This window comes from Sulfurospirillum diekertiae (assembly GCF_011769985.2).
Taxonomy (GTDB): Bacteria; Campylobacterota; Campylobacteria; order Campylobacterales; family Sulfurospirillaceae; genus Sulfurospirillum; species Sulfurospirillum diekertiae.
Genome location: NZ_CP039734.2, coordinates 632273 through 649581, shown reverse-complemented (window position 1 = coordinate 649581; position 17309 = coordinate 632273). Strand labels below are relative to the sequence as shown.

19 protein-coding genes are annotated in these 17309 nt (G+C 37.5%); 14 read left to right on the top strand and 5 right to left on the bottom strand.

All coding sequences use genetic code 11. The features are described from left to right. Positions 1-6: 6 nt before the first annotated feature. On the top strand, positions 7-387 hold the full coding sequence (locus FA584_RS03400; protein ID WP_191342077.1) for a response regulator: 381 nt from the start codon (positions 7-9) through the stop codon (positions 385-387). On the opposite strand, the gene hisG is transcribed toward FA584_RS03400, so the two are convergent. The 5 genes from hisG to FA584_RS03375 all read right to left on the bottom strand — a co-directional run bounded on the left by hisG (position 388) and on the right by FA584_RS03375 (position 3676). Further along, positions 388-1011: an ATP phosphoribosyltransferase gene (hisG, locus tag FA584_RS03395; protein ID WP_096045978.1), complete on the bottom strand. Its 624-nt coding sequence runs from the start codon at positions 1009-1011 to the stop codon at positions 388-390. A gap of 106 nt (positions 1012-1117) precedes the next feature. Next, complete coding sequence (locus tag FA584_RS03390; RefSeq protein WP_167750223.1) at positions 1118-1741, bottom strand: type III pantothenate kinase; 624 nt, start codon at positions 1739-1741, stop codon at positions 1118-1120. Further along, positions 1738-2055, bottom strand: coding sequence for a hypothetical protein (locus FA584_RS03385; RefSeq protein ID WP_228448587.1), 318 nt, complete (start codon positions 2053-2055; stop codon positions 1738-1740). Before FA584_RS03385 ends, FA584_RS03390 begins: the two co-directional genes overlap by 4 nt. 29 nt (positions 2056-2084) lie before the next feature. Further along, complete coding sequence (locus FA584_RS03380) at positions 2085-3095, bottom strand: outer membrane protein assembly factor BamB family protein (RefSeq protein ID WP_096045975.1); 1011 nt, start codon at positions 3093-3095, stop codon at positions 2085-2087. Further along, positions 3095-3676: a tetratricopeptide repeat protein gene (locus tag FA584_RS03375; RefSeq protein ID WP_167750221.1), complete on the bottom strand. Its 582-nt coding sequence runs from the start codon at positions 3674-3676 to the stop codon at positions 3095-3097. The genes FA584_RS03380 and FA584_RS03375 overlap by 1 nt, the downstream gene beginning before the upstream one ends. 151 nt (positions 3677-3827) lie before the next feature. Between FA584_RS03375 and gatC the strand changes: the two genes are divergently transcribed. The 13 genes from gatC to FA584_RS03310 all read left to right on the top strand — a co-directional run bounded on the left by gatC (position 3828) and on the right by FA584_RS03310 (position 17230). Beyond that, complete coding sequence (gene gatC, locus FA584_RS03370) at positions 3828-4118, top strand: Asp-tRNA(Asn)/Glu-tRNA(Gln) amidotransferase subunit GatC (RefSeq protein WP_167750220.1); 291 nt, start codon at positions 3828-3830, stop codon at positions 4116-4118. A 25-nt stretch (positions 4119-4143) separates the two neighbouring features. Then, a complete protein-coding gene (locus FA584_RS03365; protein WP_167750219.1) occupies positions 4144-5211 on the top strand; it encodes a type IV pilus twitching motility protein PilT in 1068 nt (355 codons plus the stop codon). 90 nt (positions 5212-5301) lie between these two features. Further along, positions 5302-6249 carry a GGDEF domain-containing protein gene (locus tag FA584_RS03360; RefSeq protein ID WP_096047782.1) on the top strand — a complete coding sequence of 316 codons (948 nt, stop codon included), beginning with the start codon at positions 5302-5304 and terminating at the stop codon, positions 6247-6249. Then, on the top strand, positions 6250-6783 hold the full coding sequence (locus tag FA584_RS03355) for a CvpA family protein (RefSeq protein ID WP_096045972.1): 534 nt from the start codon (positions 6250-6252) through the stop codon (positions 6781-6783). 11 nt (positions 6784-6794) lie between these two features. Further along, positions 6795-7262: a Fur family transcriptional regulator gene (locus FA584_RS03350; RefSeq protein WP_096045971.1), complete on the top strand. Its 468-nt coding sequence runs from the start codon at positions 6795-6797 to the stop codon at positions 7260-7262. Between the two features lie 16 nt (positions 7263-7278). Next, positions 7279-8799 (top strand): lysine--tRNA ligase, encoded by a 1521-nt coding sequence (gene lysS / locus FA584_RS03345; protein ID WP_167750687.1) that lies wholly within the window; start codon positions 7279-7281, stop codon positions 8797-8799. 2 nt (positions 8800-8801) lie between these two features. Beyond that, positions 8802-10049: a serine hydroxymethyltransferase gene (locus tag FA584_RS03340; RefSeq protein WP_096045970.1), complete on the top strand. Its 1248-nt coding sequence runs from the start codon at positions 8802-8804 to the stop codon at positions 10047-10049. Between the two features lie 8 nt (positions 10050-10057). Further along, the gene (locus tag FA584_RS03335; protein ID WP_087437904.1) at positions 10058-10600 is read left to right on the top strand and encodes a DUF1882 domain-containing protein; all 543 of its coding nucleotides are present in this window, start codon (positions 10058-10060) and stop codon (positions 10598-10600) included. Between the two features lie 24 nt (positions 10601-10624). Continuing rightward, positions 10625-11371, top strand: a complete 747-nt coding sequence (locus FA584_RS03330) for an SPOR domain-containing protein (RefSeq protein WP_167750218.1) — start codon at positions 10625-10627, stop codon at positions 11369-11371. Between the two features lies 1 nt (position 11372). Continuing rightward, positions 11373-12785: an anthranilate synthase component I family protein gene (locus FA584_RS03325; protein WP_167750217.1), complete on the top strand. Its 1413-nt coding sequence runs from the start codon at positions 11373-11375 to the stop codon at positions 12783-12785. Positions 12786-12793: 8 nt separating this feature from the next. Beyond that, positions 12794-13585 carry a shikimate dehydrogenase gene (locus FA584_RS03320; RefSeq protein WP_167750216.1) on the top strand — a complete coding sequence of 264 codons (792 nt, stop codon included), beginning with the start codon at positions 12794-12796 and terminating at the stop codon, positions 13583-13585. A gap of 20 nt (positions 13586-13605) precedes the next feature. Continuing rightward, complete coding sequence (locus tag FA584_RS03315) at positions 13606-15246, top strand: fatty acid--CoA ligase (protein ID WP_167750215.1); 1641 nt, start codon at positions 13606-13608, stop codon at positions 15244-15246. 169 nt (positions 15247-15415) lie between these two features. Then, positions 15416-17230, top strand: coding sequence for a methyl-accepting chemotaxis protein (locus tag FA584_RS03310; RefSeq protein ID WP_167750214.1), 1815 nt, complete (start codon positions 15416-15418; stop codon positions 17228-17230). Positions 17231-17309: the final 79 nt, after the last annotated feature.

The following is a 17309-nucleotide window of genomic DNA, read 5'->3' as shown; positions in this document are numbered from 1 at the left end:
CATATGATGGGAAAACAATTAAAGATTTTAGCAGTTGATGATGATTTTATTAATCTCAAGCTCATTAGTTCAATGCTGCGCAAGAATGCACATGTTGGTGTTATTATCGAAGCTACCAATGGATTAGATGCTATCAATCTCTTAAAGATGCAAGGAGATATTGATCTCGTATTACTTGATATCAAAATGCCTGTTATGGATGGTATTGAATTTTTAACGAATATTCAATCTATGATAGAATTTAAAAAACTTCCTGTCATTGTTTTAACTACCGATGAAACTCGTAAACATGAAGCCTTTGATCATGGAGCTTTTGATTTTTTAGTCAAACCTATTAGAGAGCATGAACTTAGCAGTAAAATAGCAAAAGTTGCTGATCTATTTTGATCAGCAACTACGTTTTTGTATCACTTCATTTATCTTATAATACAATGAAGTAATTTCCTCTTTCTTTTCAATAAAACTATTTTTATTTGCAATTAAATACGCTGAAGAATCTAAAATTGTTTCAACAACCTTAAGTCCATTTTGCTTCATTGTACTACCTGTTTCTACAATATCAACGATCACATCTGATAGCCCTACAAGAGGGGCTAATTCGATAGAGCCATACAGTTTAATAATATCAACAGCCATTGCTTTTTTAGAAAAATATTTTTGTGTAATATTAGTCATTTTTGTAGCAACTTTTAGTTCTGGAGCACTATAATCAATTGATTTACCCTCTTGAATGCCAACACATACTTTACATTTTCCAATACCAAGATCAAGCAAACGTAAAAGATCCTCATCTTTTTCTTCTAACACATCCAAGCCAACCACTCCAATATCTGCAGATTGATGCAAAACATAAGCTGGAACATCCTGATTTCGAACCAATAAAAATCGGAAACCATCTGCTTCTAAAATCAATTTACGATCATCAAAACGAAATGCTGTTCCAAAAATTTTCTCAAAAATTTCTAAAGTCTCTTCTGCAATTCTGCCTTTTGGCAATGCCACTGTTAACATTCTTTTCCCTTTTCTATTTTTAATTACGGTTTTTAGGCAAAGCCAAAAAACCTACGCTCTGCTGCTGTGGCGCTAAAGCTTGCCTCTAACGAGGCAGAAATTTCTACTATTCCAAATGTGCATCTTTGATAGTTTTGAGCATTCCCCTAAAAATCAGCGTACGATCAAAAATCGCATTACTGAAAAATTTAGAGAAAAATTTTCCATCACCGCCTGTAAAAAAAATTCTTTTATCTTTACATGTAATTTCTAAAAGCATGATAATTGATTTAATAACCCCATATGAAATAGCATCATTCGTCTTCTGCGGTAGTGCATCAAGTGATATACTTGGATTAATGGGGAGCATAAGACGAGGTGAAATGGAAGCATAACACTTCTCATAGGCACTAAGCCCTGGCAAAATAAAGCCTCCTAAGTGCATTCCTCCTGACATGATATCAACTGTTATTGCGCTTCCTGCATCGACAATCATACCATCCCTTATTGTTGAACATGCAGCAATACGATCAATTCCCATGCCTTGATAAATTGTATCAAACTCGAAGAAAGGTTCCAAATCAATAAAATTATTTTTCGACTGAAGTGTAGTTTTGAGAGCTTCACTAACACTAATATAATAGACTTTTTCTGTAGCTACAAACTCTTTAAATTGTTTATGCGGTATTGTCCATACTTTACCATCTTGATAAAAATCTGCATTTGAGTTACCAATATCACATAAAATCATTCATAAACCTTCCAACCATTTTCATGAAGTAAGAGTGCTGCCTTTGAACATACGGGTGCTTGTACTAATAAGTGCTTATACTTATAGGCATGCTGGAAATGTGATTCTAATGCACACGTAAATTCAATAATTTCTTGTACGTGTTTCATAAGAAAACGACTCTTTTGTTGGGAATGAAAAATTAAGTGATAAAAAGATTTGCGATCAGTACCACAAAAGATAGCAAGTTTTTTACGAGTATGGAGCACTATTTTGGGATCCACCATTTCTAGAGATGTAAAAACGACTTGTTTGTTACAAATACGTTCTAACATCTCCTTCATAGTGGTATTAAATCCAACTCTTATTTCTTACGATTTAGCTTGAAAAAGTGATTTTTATAATAAAGCGCATCACCTGTTGTAAACACATGACTTTCTATACTGTCAGGAAGTTTATAAACATTTGTTGAGATGAGATCTAAGTCTGTTGCAATGACATAGCCACCTTTTTCAATCATGTAAATAAAATCACCGTAAATAGTTCCAGCAAATGTTGCAAATGGAAATTTGCGCTCTTTAAGTGTTTTAAGATCTGCATCGGTAAGAATGACACGTCCATCTTTAGTGAAAACAAAGATACGATTTTCAAGAACAATCACATCTTTGACATCCGTCTCTAAAAAGCTGATAGCTTTTGGACTAATGGAGACAACTTTACTTTTTGTTGCAGCGACCAAACGATCCCCTAAAACTTGAAGATAAATAATATTCCCAAAAAACTTTTCATTACTTACAACAACATCACGGATTGGTTTTTTAGTTTGTTGATCAACAATTAACAATTTACCATCAAGTGTTGGGAAAACAATCAAATCGCCCAAAAAATACGGAGAAGCAATACGAGAATCTAAAACATACACATTATCTTGTCTTAAATGCATCATCTCTTTGCCATCATTAATATCAATGATGACAAGCTCATTAGAACCTAAAACAAGTGCTAAAAGATTTCCTTTGAGCGCTGCAGAAGCTACAGCTACACTACATTCTTTAGAAAAAAGAACTTTTTTACTGGCATCAACAATTTGTACGGCACCACACTTAGAAGCCGCAACATAACGACCTTTATCTTCAGAAAGGTAAACAAAACCTTCTGGTAAAATGATATTTGTTAGACCACTTTTATTTATAACTTGCCCATTAGACAATGTCGCACCATCTCTCACTGCATCTATAATTGTTCCTGGTAATGAATCATCATAACTAACTTTTCCAGCAAGTGATTCTGGTTCAAAGTATTGTCGTTTTGTACCACAGCCGCTTACAACCATTAATAAAGCCAAAAGTGAAAAGGCAATTTTTGCGTATCTCATTATTTCAAACCTTGATAGTGTTCTAGATTTTTTGCAATCTGTTTAAGTGGTGAATTTGCATCAATCTGAGCAAATTTCAACCTCGCCTCTTCTATTTTCTTATCTTTGAGTAAATCATATCCCTCTTGAAGAAGCACCATGCCTGCCAATAATTCCCCTTTTGGTGTTGCATTAAGATCAAGTTGAGAAAGCTGATAGGTTGCCAAATCCGCTAAAATAGGATTTTCTTTAGAAAGAGAGACTGTTTTAAGTGCTTCAGTGTCACCTTTCACCAGTGCTGTTTCAAAAATAAACATCGTATACAACTTTGGATTTTTCGCTTTAAGTGTTTCAAGTGCTGCCGTATTGTTAGCATCTTTTAATAAAACTTGATACGCTTCATTTGAAACTTTTAAACGCTGTTGCGACATGATGTCATTGATAGCATACCATCCAGCACCCAAAGCTACAAGCACTAATGCCGAGATAATATATTTTTTATTGCGATTAAAAAAACGCTCTCCTTTGATCATTCCCTCAAGGAATTGCTCTTCAGTGCTAATTTCTTCTTTGACCGCTTGAATATTCTCTTTAAGTCCCAAACACTATCCTTAATAAGCGATTTTTAAAAACATGGCAAAGTTTATCACAAGAAATATAAAAAGGGACTAATAGAAGTCTACTATCGTTTCAGTATCCACCAAAAGAGAATTTGCTATAATTACCTTTTAAAAGATTTAAGGATTTTAAACCATGAAAATTGATAATGAACTACTTCAAAAATTGGAAAAACTCTCCTCTTTAAAAATTAGCGATGAAAAGAGAGAAGGTGTCATTAATCAACTGAGTGAAATTGTCTCTTTTGTTGAAAATCTTAATGAACTTACGCTTGATAGTGAAGAAGCAACCTTTACAACACTTGCAGGTGGTACACCATTTCGTGAAGATATCCCTCATGTCAATCATGAAATTATTAAAACTATTTTACAACATGCACCACAAAGTGAAAGTGGCTTTTTTGTCGTTCCAAAAATCATTGAATAACGTTTATTTGAAGGGGAATTAAAAGATGAGCTCACTCAATATCAAAGCATTATTAAAAAACGTGGTAGCCTATAAAGCGTCAGATCTACATCTTGTTGGGCGTAGCGAACCACAAATTAGAATTGATGGGAAACTTGTGCCACTTGATATGGAAAAGCTGAATGGTACAACGATTGAAGAGCTCTGTTATACGCTTATTACCGATAAGCAAAAGAAAAAACTTGAAGAAGAAAAAGAGCTTGATTTTGCAATCATGTTCCCAGATATTGGTCGTTTTCGTGCCAACTACTATTACACAATCAACAGCGAACTTGCAGCAGCCTTTAGAATTATCCCTATTGATATCCCTTCCTTAGATGATCTCAATACTCCTATTGTTTTTAAAGAACTTATTCAGAGAGAAAAAGGGCTCATTCTGGTCACTGGACCTACAGGAAGTGGTAAATCAACAACACTAGCAGCACTTTTAAATGAAGTAAACCTCTTTGAGCACCGCCATGTCATTACCATTGAAGATCCTGTTGAATTTATTCATACCAATAAAAAATGTCTGTTTTCACATCGAAATGTAGGTGAAGACACTAAAAGTTTTGCCAGAGCGCTCAAATTTTCACTTCGTGAAGATCCCGATATTATCCTCGTGGGTGAGATGCGTGACCAAGAAACCATCAGTACGGCCATTACGGCTGCAGAAACGGGACACTTGGTTTTAGGAACACTTCATACTAATTCAGCAGTTCAAACCATCAATAGAATTGTTGATAGTTTTGAAGGAGCTGAGCAGGTACAAGTACGTAATATGCTTGCAACATCTTTGTATGCTGTCATTTCGCAAAGTTTGCTTCCAAAAGTCGGAGGAGGAAGGGTTGCGATCCATGAAGTTATGATTAATAATTCAGCTATTGCCAACTTAATTCGTGAAAATAAAATTCATCAGATTTATTCGCAAATGCAGCTTAACCAACAAAAAACAGGCATGATTACTCAAACACAAGCAATGATGAAAAGCCTTAGAGCCAATCTTATTACGAAAGATGATGCCATACGTTACTCTACCCAGCCACAAGAACTTCTCAACAATATGGGGATGTAATAAGCAATTTTACTAATATTACAGCTTATTCAAGCTATACTAAAGCATTAAAAACTCTAAAATAAAATGGGTAAAAAGGCACCTATGGAAATGAACAACAATAATCATATCGCAGAAATGGTTTTTCAGCTTGCAGAAGAGACATTTGCAAAGCTTAAAAGTTTAAACATCCCTCCTTATCCAAAATATTATCACGATACGTTTGTTGAGACACTGCAAAAAAGCGGTGATACAGAGTTGATGGACCTTACAAAAAAACATAGTTACCTTTTTTCCAATGCACAACAAGAAGAAATGGTGAGTGAAACTTGCTTTGGTTTAATGAAAAAAGGGTTAGAAGAGTTTGTAAAAACGAATGATAACCTTAAATTTATTTCAGATGAAACATCTATCAATATTGACAATATCAAAAAAGATTATGAGAGTGTCGATACACATCAAGTTCTACAGGCTTTTGATAACTTTCAAGGTAAAATATTACATGAACTTCAAGCTGCCGATGAAACAATTGCTAAACTCAAACTAGAAGTAGAACGCTTAGAACGTGAATCCAACATTGACCCTCTAACGAAAGCCCACAACAGAAGAGTTCTTGTTAAAGACTTAGAAGAACTACTAAGTGTTGGTAGAGATAGAGATATGGATATGCATCTTGTCATGTTCGATGCCGATGATTTTAAACAAATCAATGACTCGTTTGGTCATATTGCCGGCGATAAAACCTTAATCTTTCTATCCAAGCTGATTCAAAATTCACTTAGACGGGGAACACGTATCTATCGATATGGTGGTGAAGAATTTGTCGTTATTTTGAACCGAACCTCTTTTGATGAAGCCACGAAAATCGTTGATCGCATTATCAAAGAAACAAGCGATAGTAAATTACTGTATAAAAATCATGATATCCATCTAACACTGAGTGCAGGCATTTGTTCTCATAAACGCACGATGAGTGCCGACGAGCTTTTGGATACAGCGGACAAAGCGCTCTACGAAGCCAAAAAAAGTGGTAAAAACTGTTTTAGGAGCGCACATTAAATGGCAAATTTTTCGATGTTTGACCTTATATCTCTTGCCTTAGTGCTGATATTGGGAATTAAGGGCATTATTAATGGATTTGTAAAAGAGGTTTTTGGTCTCTTAGGCATTATTGGTGGTATCTACTTTGCTTCGCGTTATGCGCATGAAGCAGGTAAAATGATTAGTGATCATATTTTTGCATTTAACAATCAAGCATCTTTATACCTTTTTGGATTTATTGCGGTTTTGATTGTTTTTTGGATTACGTGTATCTTTTTAGGCTATCTTATTGCGCAAGCCTTAAGTCTGAGTGGACTTAGTATGTTTGATAAATTGGCTGGTTTTGTCATAGGCAGCATGAAAATATTCTTAGTTTTTTCTGTTTTGGCAGTCACATTAACCAATATTGAATTCATTAAATCAAGAATTGAACCCTACGTTGCTAACAGCATGATGTTTCCACTCTTTTTAGAAACTGGCAAATATATTGTCAAACTTGATACCAACACCATGTTTGAGAATTTGCAACCTAAAGAGAAAACTAACCCTTAAAAGAGGTCATGATGAGTACGTTTGAAAATCTTGAATATAACTCCTTACTCTCAAACTTTAAAGAGTTATTGAAAAACAATAGTTTAAAATTTACCAAGCAACGTGAAGTCGTCTTAAAAACACTCTATGAAAAAGATGAGCACTTTACACCCGAAGATCTCTATATTTTTCTTCGAAGTACGTATCCAGAGCTTAATATTGGGATTGCTACAGTCTATCGTACACTGAATCTGCTTGAAGAGTCTCACATGGTCACATCGATCTCATTTGGTGTTGCCGGTAAAAAATTTGAACTTGCCAATAAACCCCACCATGATCATATGATCTGCAAAAACTGCGGGCTGATTATCGAATTTCAAAATGATAAAATCGAACAACTACAACTTGAAATTGCGCAAGCAAACCATTTCATCATTACCAGCCATTTAATGCAACTGCGTGGTCTTTGCAAAGAGTGTGCACAAAAAAGCAAACATTAGAAAAGAGGACGATATTTTGATATTTCAAGACCAATACCAACAACAACGCATCGAAAAGGGAAAGGCGCTACATGCCCTTGGACATAACCCTTATAGGCATAATATTATCAAAGACACCAGCACCAAAGAGTTTTTAGAGTGCTATGAATATGTTGCAGAGAGTGAACTCAAACGCGATGAGAACAAGAACAATACAGTTGTGGGACGTATCAAATTTTTACGCCATATGGGGAAAGCCGCTTTTGCAAAAATTGAAGATGAGCAAGGTGTGCTTCAAATCTATTTCAGTCGCGAGTCTATTGGTGATGCATGGTTTGATGAAGCTAAAAAACTGGTTGAAGTCGGTGATATTATCAGTGTCACAGGTTTTCCTTTTGTCACAAAAACAGGTGAACTTTCTTTACATGTAAAGTCATTGGAAGTCGCAACCAAGTCAATAGTACCTCTTCCTGAAAAGTTCCATGGTCTCCAAGATAAAGAGTTACGTTATCGCAAACGCTACCTTGACATGATTATGAACCCTGATGTACGTAAAACTTTTAAAATTAGAAGTAAAATTGTCAGTGAAATTCGTCATTTCTTTGAAGAACGTGACTTTCTAGAAGTTGAAACTCCTATGATGCACCCCATCGCAGGTGGAGCAAATGCAAAACCGTTCATTACGCGCCATAATGCCTTAGGAGTTGATCGCTACCTAAGAATTGCGCCAGAACTTTACCTCAAACGCCTTGTCGTCGGTGGTTTTGAATCCGTCTTTGAAATCAACCGTAACTTCAGAAATGAAGGCATGGATCAAACACACAACCCTGAATTTACCATGATCGAATTTTACTGGGCATACCATAATTACCATGATTTAATGCGCCTCACCGAAGAAATGTTTGATGTGTTGTTAAAGAAACTTAAACTTCCACGCAAACTCCCTTATGGAGATTTGGAAATTGATTTTTCAAAACCATTCCAAAAAATTGCTTTTAGAACTGCTCTGAGTGAAATCGGTGGCGTTCCAGATGAAATTCTTGATGATTGTGCCCAAATTACGAAATATATTATAGACAAAGGTTTGAGTGTTGACGCAAATTTAAACCTTGGCAAACTCTATGAAGAACTTTTTGATCTGTTTGTTGAAGAAAAACTCATCAATCCAACCTTTATCATTGATTATCCAATTGAAATCAGCCCACTTGCACGTCGAAGCGAAATCAATCCAAACATTGCAGAGCGTTTTGAGCTCTTCATTGCCGGGCGTGAGATTGCCAATGGATTTAACGAACTTAATGATCCTATCGATCAATATGAACGATTTTCAAAACAGTTGCAGGCTAAAAATGCAGGTGACGATGAAGCCCATGAAATGGATGAAGATTATGTCTATGCTCTAGGCTACGGTTTACCACCAACTGCGGGTCAAGGGCTAGGAATTGATCGTTTAACGATGTTACTCACCAATGAGTTGTCGATTAAAGATGTTATTCTGTTCCCAGCAATGAAACCCCTTGGTGATACCGATGAACAAACACAAAAAGACGAGGAATAAAAATGAGTATTTTAAAAACTGTTGACCCTGTTATTTACGACCTAACGGTAAAAGAGTTAAATCGCCAATGTGATCATTTAGAAATGATTGCCAGTGAAAATTTCACCTATCCTGCTGTTATGGAAGCGATGGGCAGTGTTTTTACAAACAAATACGCTGAAGGTTATCCTGGTAAACGCTATTACGGTGGTTGCGAATTTGCTGATGCTGTTGAGCAACTTGCCATTGATAGAGTCTGTAAACTTTTTGGTTGTACCTATGCAAACGTTCAGCCAAACTCAGGTAGCCAAGCCAATCAAGGTGTTTACCAAGCGCTTTTGAATCCATTTGATAAAATTTTAGGTATGGATTTAAGCCACGGCGGACACTTAACACACGGTGCTAAAGTGAGTAGTTCAGGCAAAACCTATTCTAGCTTCTTTTATGGCGTTGAGCTTGATGGTCGCATCAACTATGATAAAGTAAGAGAAATTGCCCATATCGTTAAACCTAAAATAATCGTGTGTGGCGCAAGTGCCTACCCAAGAGAACTTGATTTTGCAAAATTTAGGGAAATTGCAGATGAAGTGGGTGCGTATCTTTTTGCCGATATCGCACACGTTGCTGGTTTAGTCGCAGGCGGTGAACATCCAAGTCCATTCCCTCACTGTCATGTCGTCACATCAACAACGCATAAAACGCTTCGTGGACCTCGTGGCGGTATCATTCTTACCAACGATGAAGAGATCGCTAAGAAAATCAATAGCGCGATCTTCCCAGGAATTCAAGGTGGTCCATTGGTGCATGTGATTGCAGCCAAAGCCGTTGGTTTTGCTGAAAACCTGAAACCAGAATGGAAAACATACGCAAAACAAGTACGTGCCAATGCAAAAGTTTTAGCCGATGTGCTGATTAAAAGAGGCTATGACATCGTCAGTGGTGGTACCGATAACCATCTCGTACTCGTTTCGTTTTTAAACAAAGAGTTTAGTGGTAAAGAGGCTGACTTAGCACTTGGGCGTGCAGGCATTACCGTTAATAAAAATACCGTACCAGGCGAGACACGAAGCCCATTTGTGACCAGTGGTGTTCGTATTGGATCCCCTGCGCTTACAGCACGTGGTATGAAAGAAAAAGAGTTTGAAATTATTGCCAACAAAATTGCTGATGTACTCGATAATATCAACGATGAAGCTTTACATGTAAAGATCAAAGCTGAAATGAAAACGTTAGCAAGTAACTTTATTATTTATGACAGACCAACCTATTAAGGGAAATTATGTATAACATTGACGTCTCTCTCATCAAAATGATTACCGACCACTATTGGATCAAGCGTGACGCTATTGTCCAAAAGATCGATTTTGGAGGGAGAGTCTTTTTTGATAAATATGAGCGAATTGATCAGCCTTTGAACAACAGTATCATCAAAGATCATCTTGATGGAAAAATTACAGTTGCTCATTCACTGATTAATAACTTTGACAAAGTCGAAAATATTGTTTTTGACTATAATGGAAGAAATACCGAGCGATTTTGGCATAGGGCACAACTTTTGCTTAGAGAAGAGGGATTCATCAATTTTACTGCGTATAAAAGTAAAACAGAGGGTCATCTACATCTGTATGTTCATAAAGGTCATACTACCTTGCAAGAGGGGTATCAGATCGCTAAAATGCTTTCAGCAAAGCTCTCTCAAAAGCTTCCGCGCGAATGGAGAATGTTCCCAACGCAAGAGCTTCCAAAAGAGTTTAATATTTTGGCACTGCCTTATGACTTGTACCAAAAAGAGCGAGGCGCTTCTTGGTCGAAGCATATGTAGTCAACATCATTCTAAGGAGAACCGATGGAAAATAGAAATGAATTAAGTGATATTGTCTTAGAAAAAGGAGACAATAAAACCGTTAAGATGAAACGTATCCTTATTTTGGTTGCTTTTTTGATTCTTGTATTTCTTGTCGCACTTGCAAGTATGAAAGTAGCAAACAAAGATCAAGGGAAAGACACTTCTAAACTAATTTTACCACCTGAGCCAACGCAAGAGACGCAAATTCCTAAAGATGACCAGCTCTTTAAACAAGTGCCAATTATTGAGGAAAACCCTAAAAAAGAGAGTTTTGAAGATATGATCAAAACCCTTAAAGATAAAGAAGCACAAAAACAAGAAGATGCCAAAGGGAGTGACGTTAAACCTAAAGAGACAACAACGACAACGCCTACTGCTTCGACACCTGTCAAAGAACCTGCTCCTGCAAAAGTGAAAGAAGAGCCTAAAAAAGAAGCGGCTAAACCTCAGCAAATGCTCCGTAGTACCGAAGTAGCGCCAAGTACGCCTTCTGCAACAAGCGGTAGTACGGTTTCTCCTGGTATTTATGTTCAAGTCGGTGCCGTTGCGACAGCTCCTGATGCAAAGCAACTCAGTGACATCAAATCAAAAGGATTTGATTGCAAGACATATGCAACTGTCGTCAATGGTAATAAAGTGGTTAAACTCCTTATTGGACCTTATGCAACGTCTGCTGAAGCCGAAAATGCTCTTAGCCTCATTCGTTCTAGTGTCAATAAAAACGCATTTATTTATAGGGTAAAATAAGGTGCTAAGCTCTCGTAAAATTCTTTTTGATCAGCTCACCCCCATCACAATCTTTGCAAAATTGCAACGATATTTTGAAGGTGAGCTCTGTTTTTTGTTTGAAAGTGCTATCAACAACAACGATGGCAACTTTAGCTTTCTTTTTATTGGCGCACGTGAACGTGTGATTCACCAAGACGATGTTAGCATCCATATTGATGAAGAAGGTGTTTCATATAATTTAGGATCCAATCCTTTTACTTTTTTGAAAAAGCGCTATGCAGAGCTCGATAAAACGCTCTATCAAACCTATACTAAAGAGCTAGGAGTAGGTTTTGTTGATGGCTTTATCGGCTACATTGGGTACGATGCAGTAAAAATTTTTGAGCCACGATTGAGATCTCACATGGATGGGCTTAAAGACGAGCTTCATATCCCAGAAGTTGACTTAATGCGTCCAAAACTCGTTTGTACCTTTTCGCATAAAACCAACACGCTTATCTTAACAACCTTTGTACCAAGTATTGCAGAGCAACTGGATTTGATTGAAGCGACACTGAAAGAGCCGCACATTCATATTCCTATTCAAACAGCGCTTGTCGATAAAAGCAAAAGCTCATTTGCACTCTCCAAAGAGCGCTTTTTTGATATGGTTGCACAAGCCAAAGAGATGATACGCAGTGGCGATGTTTTTCAGATTTTGATGTCCAATCGCTTTACACAATACGCGCATATTGATCGTCTTAGCTTCTACCGAATTTTACGTCAAAAGAATCCATCTCCTTATATGTTTTATCTCTCGTATCCCAACTTTGCTATTATCGGTAGTTCTCCTGAAGTTATGGTTGGACTAAAAGATGGACGCATTACATTGCGCCCTATTGCGGGAACACGTAAACGTGGATCTACGTATGAAAAAGATATCGCCTATGAAAAAGAGATGCTCAGTGATGAAAAAGAGAGAGCGGAGCATTTGATGCTCATTGACTTAGGTCGTAATGATCTTGGTCGTGTTGCCAAAGTCGGCAGCGTCAAAGTCAAAGAGATGATGCGTGTAGAACGCTATTCTCATGTCATGCATATGGTTACAGATATTGAAGCAATCCTCGATGTCAAATATGACATGTTCGATCTTTTTGCCGCAACCTTTACTGCAGGCACGATGACAGGAACACCTAAAATTCGTGCTATGGAACTCATTAGCGATTTTGAAGGCTTAAAACGTAGCTTTTACAGCGGTGCAGCAGGTTATTTTGGGTTTGATGGCAATATGGACAGCTGTATTATGATTCGCACCGCGTATTTGGATGATGAAAAGATTATTTTCCAAGCGGGTGGTGGCATTGTAGCGGATAGCAAGCCTGAGCTTGAATACCTCGAAGTGACCAATAAACTAGGCGCAATGACAAGCTCTCTTGACGATCTTAGGGAGTAACGCTTCACATGTTACTCTTTAGTATTTTTGGTTATCCTGTTGCACACTCTATTTCCCCAAGGTTGCATAACACCGTATTGCAAGCTTTAAAACTTGATGGCTGTTATATTCGCAAAGCCATTACCGACCCCGAAAAACTCATGGCAATGTTTCATGCAATGAAATTAGAAGGTGCCAATGTCACCGTTCCCCATAAAGAGACCGCCTTTGCCCAATGTGATGAAGTGAGAGGCATTGCAAAAGAGATTGGTGCAGTCAATACACTCGTTCGAGAAGGCACACGTGTCATTGGATACAACACCGATGCAGAAGGATTTTACGAGGCAATTAAGCCCTTTGGCTATATTCGCAATGCCCTGATTTTAGGCGCAGGTGGAACGGCTAAAGCCATTGCTATTATTTTAAAAGCACATCAGATTGAGACAACAATCCTCAACCGCTCAGCTTCTAGGCTTTCCTTTTTTGAAGCGAAAGGCTTTACATGTAAAACATGGCAGACATTCACTCCTCTGCCTTATGATCTCATCATCAATACCACTTCTGCAGGTCTTAAAGATGAAGAGTACCCTTGCGAACCAGAACTCTTAAAAAATATTTTTGCACATTCAAAATATGTATTTGACGTTATTTATAATAAACCAACGCCCTTTTTAGAACTTGCAAAAAATTATGGTCTTACATGTAAAGACGGTAAAGAGATGCTTCTTTACCAAGGCGTATTTGCCTTTAACCTTTTCTTCTCTCAACACTACGACGTTAAAATGATCGAATCATTGATGCGCCCCGCATTTGATATCTAAATCTTACTAAAGGAGAGCTCGTGCAGCTCGAAAAAACACTCAATAACCCTTACGCACATGATTATCAGCTACTGATAAAAAATATTCTAAATGCTCCTATCTATTTTGATCCGAACCAAGAGATTGTCTATCGTAGCGATAAGCGCTTTACCTATGCGACCTTTAAAAAACGCGTTCATCAACTAGCCAATATGTTAACCTCTATAGGAGTCAAAGCAGGTGATACCGTTGCTGTTATGGACTATGACTCCCATCGTTATTTGGAATGCTATTTTGCTATTCCCATGTTAGGCGCTATCCTTCATACCATCAATATTAGACTCGCTCCTGAGCAGATTCTCTATACGATTGATCACGCTGAAGATGATGTCATCTTGGCACACACGGATCTTCTTCCCACCTTAGAGCAGATTAAAGGAAGGCTGGATATTGATGCTTTTATTATTCTCTCAGATGATGGTAAAATCCCCCCAACCTCTTTACATGTAAAAGGTGAATACGAACAACTGCTTGCGCAAAGTGCCGATACATTTGATTTTCCAGACTTCGATGAAAATACTCGTGCAACAACCTTTTATACCACAGGAACAACGGGACTTCCCAAAGGTGTTTACTTTACCCATCGCCAACTTGTTTTGCATACGCTAGGCGCGCTTTCCACACTTGGAAGTGCCCCAAAACAAGGTAGTTTTCACCAAGGCGATGTGTATATGCCCATTACCCCGATGTTTCACGTCCATGCGTGGGGATTGCCTTATGTCGCAACCATGTTGGGTGTCAAACAAGTCTATCCGGGACGTTATATGCCAGACGTGCTTTTAGACCTCATTGACAAAGAAGGCGTTACCTTCTCTCATTGTGTTCCAACCATCATGCACATGCTTTTTAACTCGCCTAAAATTAATGAGGTGAATCTCAAAGGATGGAAAGTGATGATCGGTGGAGCATCGCTTCCTAAGTCAATGTGCAAAGAGGCACTCTCAAGAGGCATTGACATGTTCACAGGCTATGGTATGAGCGAGACCTGCCCTATTTTAAGTGTGGCACAACTCACCCCAGAGATGTTAGCGCTGGATGATGATGCCCAAAGCGATATTCGCATCAAAACGGGTCGCCCCATGGGTTTTGTGGAAATGCAAATTGTGAATGAACAGATGCAACCACTTCCTCGCGATGGAATGAGCACCGGTGAAATTGTTGTGCGTTCTCCTTGGCTGAGTCAAGGCTATTTTAAAGATCAAAAAAACTCTGAAATTCTTTGGAGTGGTGGTTATTTACACACAGGCGATATGGCCAATGTTGATGAAAAAGGCTATATTAAAATCACTGATCGCGTCAAAGACATTATCAAAGTAGGAGGCGAATGGGTTTCCTCTTTAGAACTTGAAGATATTATTAACCAACATGCTTTTGTGAAAGAAGTTGCGGTTATTGGGATTGACGATGAAAAATGGGGAGAGAGACCTCTTGCTCTTGTGGTGATCGACTCAAGTAAAGCCATTAGCGAAAAAGAACTCCTTCTTCATGCCAAAGAGTTTATTAAAAAAGGTATTATGGCGCGTGAGAGTATGCTTTTAAAAATAAAATTTGTAGAAAGCATCGATAAAACGAGCATTGGAAAAGTCGATAAAAAAGAACTCCGTAAAAAATACGCGCATTAAAAAACTTCTAGGACGTTTACATGTAAACGTCCTATCCTTCACTTTTAACATTCTTAAGAATCACTATTGATCAATAAAATTCTAATTTAATTTTTTAAGGAATAATTTATGCATATTATTTTTATTGCCTTCTTTGTTCTCGATGAATTTTTTTACAAAAGGCTTCTTTATGACGATTAAACTACGATTAATTATTTCTGCGTTCATTAGCTCCTTGGTGGTGATACTTGTTATTGGTGTCTCTTTTATGACGATTCAAACGGTACAAATCAAAGGTAACCTCTACGAAAAAATTATTCTTTCAAAAGACCTTTTAGCCGATATTCTCCCGCCTCCAGAGTACATCCTTGAAACTCGCCTTGTTACTTATGAGCTCCTGAATAGCACACCCGAACAGATTTCTACTCTTAAAGCCAAACTGGATGCCCTTAAAAAAGATTTTACCGATCGCCAAAGCTATTGGGATCAGAGTAATCTTGAATCACGTATGAAAAATTTGGTTTTAAAGGAGATTAAAAACTCAGCATTGAGTTATTTTGACCTTACTGAAAAAAAATTCATTCCTGCCATTGAAAAAGGCAATATACAAGAAGCACGAGCATTGTTAGAAGGCGATCTACAAAAATACTATGACATACATCGTCAATATATTGATCAACTTGTGATTATGGCAAATCAACAAGCTGAAGCCGATGAAAATATATCAAATGATGCCCTTCAAAAAGGCTTTGCGACAATGGCCTTGACTGCTTTAATTGGTATTATTATTTTGCTCGCAGCTTTAGGGTTTACCAACACCATTATTCTTAAAAATATCAACCGCCTTAAGACTATTGCTGCCTCATTGGCATCGGAACAAGGCGATCTCTCTAGCCGTTTACCTATAGAGTCACAAGATGAGATTGCTCAAACGTCCCAAAATTTTAATCGCCTTTTTGATAAATTTGAACAAATTGTTCATCTTGCTCAATTAGAAGAGTGTAAGATCAAAGAGGCTCACACTGAAATTAACCAACATATGGCTCATTCACAATTAATGATTTCATTAACCGATTTAATGAGTGAGGGAGCCATTCACGGAAGTACGGATATTCAACAAACGATGCAAACAACGATAGAAACATTACAAAATATTTTGCAACTCAATGATAAAACCTCTTTAGTCGTTAAAAATGTGCACCAAAATACCGATCAAATTATAGGCGCAATGGAACATATCGTTGAGAGAATTGATGATACGCGAAAAAATGCCGATAGTGTGACTCATAGTACCGACGAAATTGCACAGGTCATTGCCCTGATTAAAGATATTTCAGATCAAACCAATCTTCTTGCACTGAATGCTGCGATTGAGGCAGCGCGTGCAGGGGAACATGGTCGTGGCTTTGCGGTTGTTGCAGATGAAGTTCGAAAGCTTGCAGAACGTACTCAAAAAGCAACGGCAGAAGTGGAAGCCACGATCAATATTTTGAAGCAAAATGCCGAAACAATGGTAGAAAGTAGTGAAAGCACGGAAGTTTATGTCAAAGACTCTGTTTTACAAGTTGATCTCTTCAGGCAGGCTTTAAGTGAACTTACAGACAATGCCGATGCCATTCGCCAAGAAAATCTTCTTATCTCTTATGATATTTTCATTGAACTTGCTAAGCTTGATCATATTATTTTCAAACTTAACGCATACAACGCCATCTTCCATAATGAAGAAAAAACAACATTTAGGGATCATCACCAGTGCAGGTTAGGAAAATGGTATGAACATGGAGATGGCAAAAAAGCCTTTGAAAATGTCCCAAGTTATGCGCTCCTTGCATCACCGCATCAAAATGTTCATGATAAAATATATGCCTCATTAGCCTGTATTAAAAACAATAATTGTGTGGAAAAATCTGAGGAAATTCTAAATAATTTTAAAATTGTCGAGACAAAAAGTAAAGAGCTCTTCACAATTTTAGATCATATGGTAGAGGAAGCAAAGAGGGGCTAAACTCCTCTCTTTTTAATTTTCTATTTTTATTAAAATATATCTATTGAGCTGCTGTCGATTCTACAACCAAACATTACAA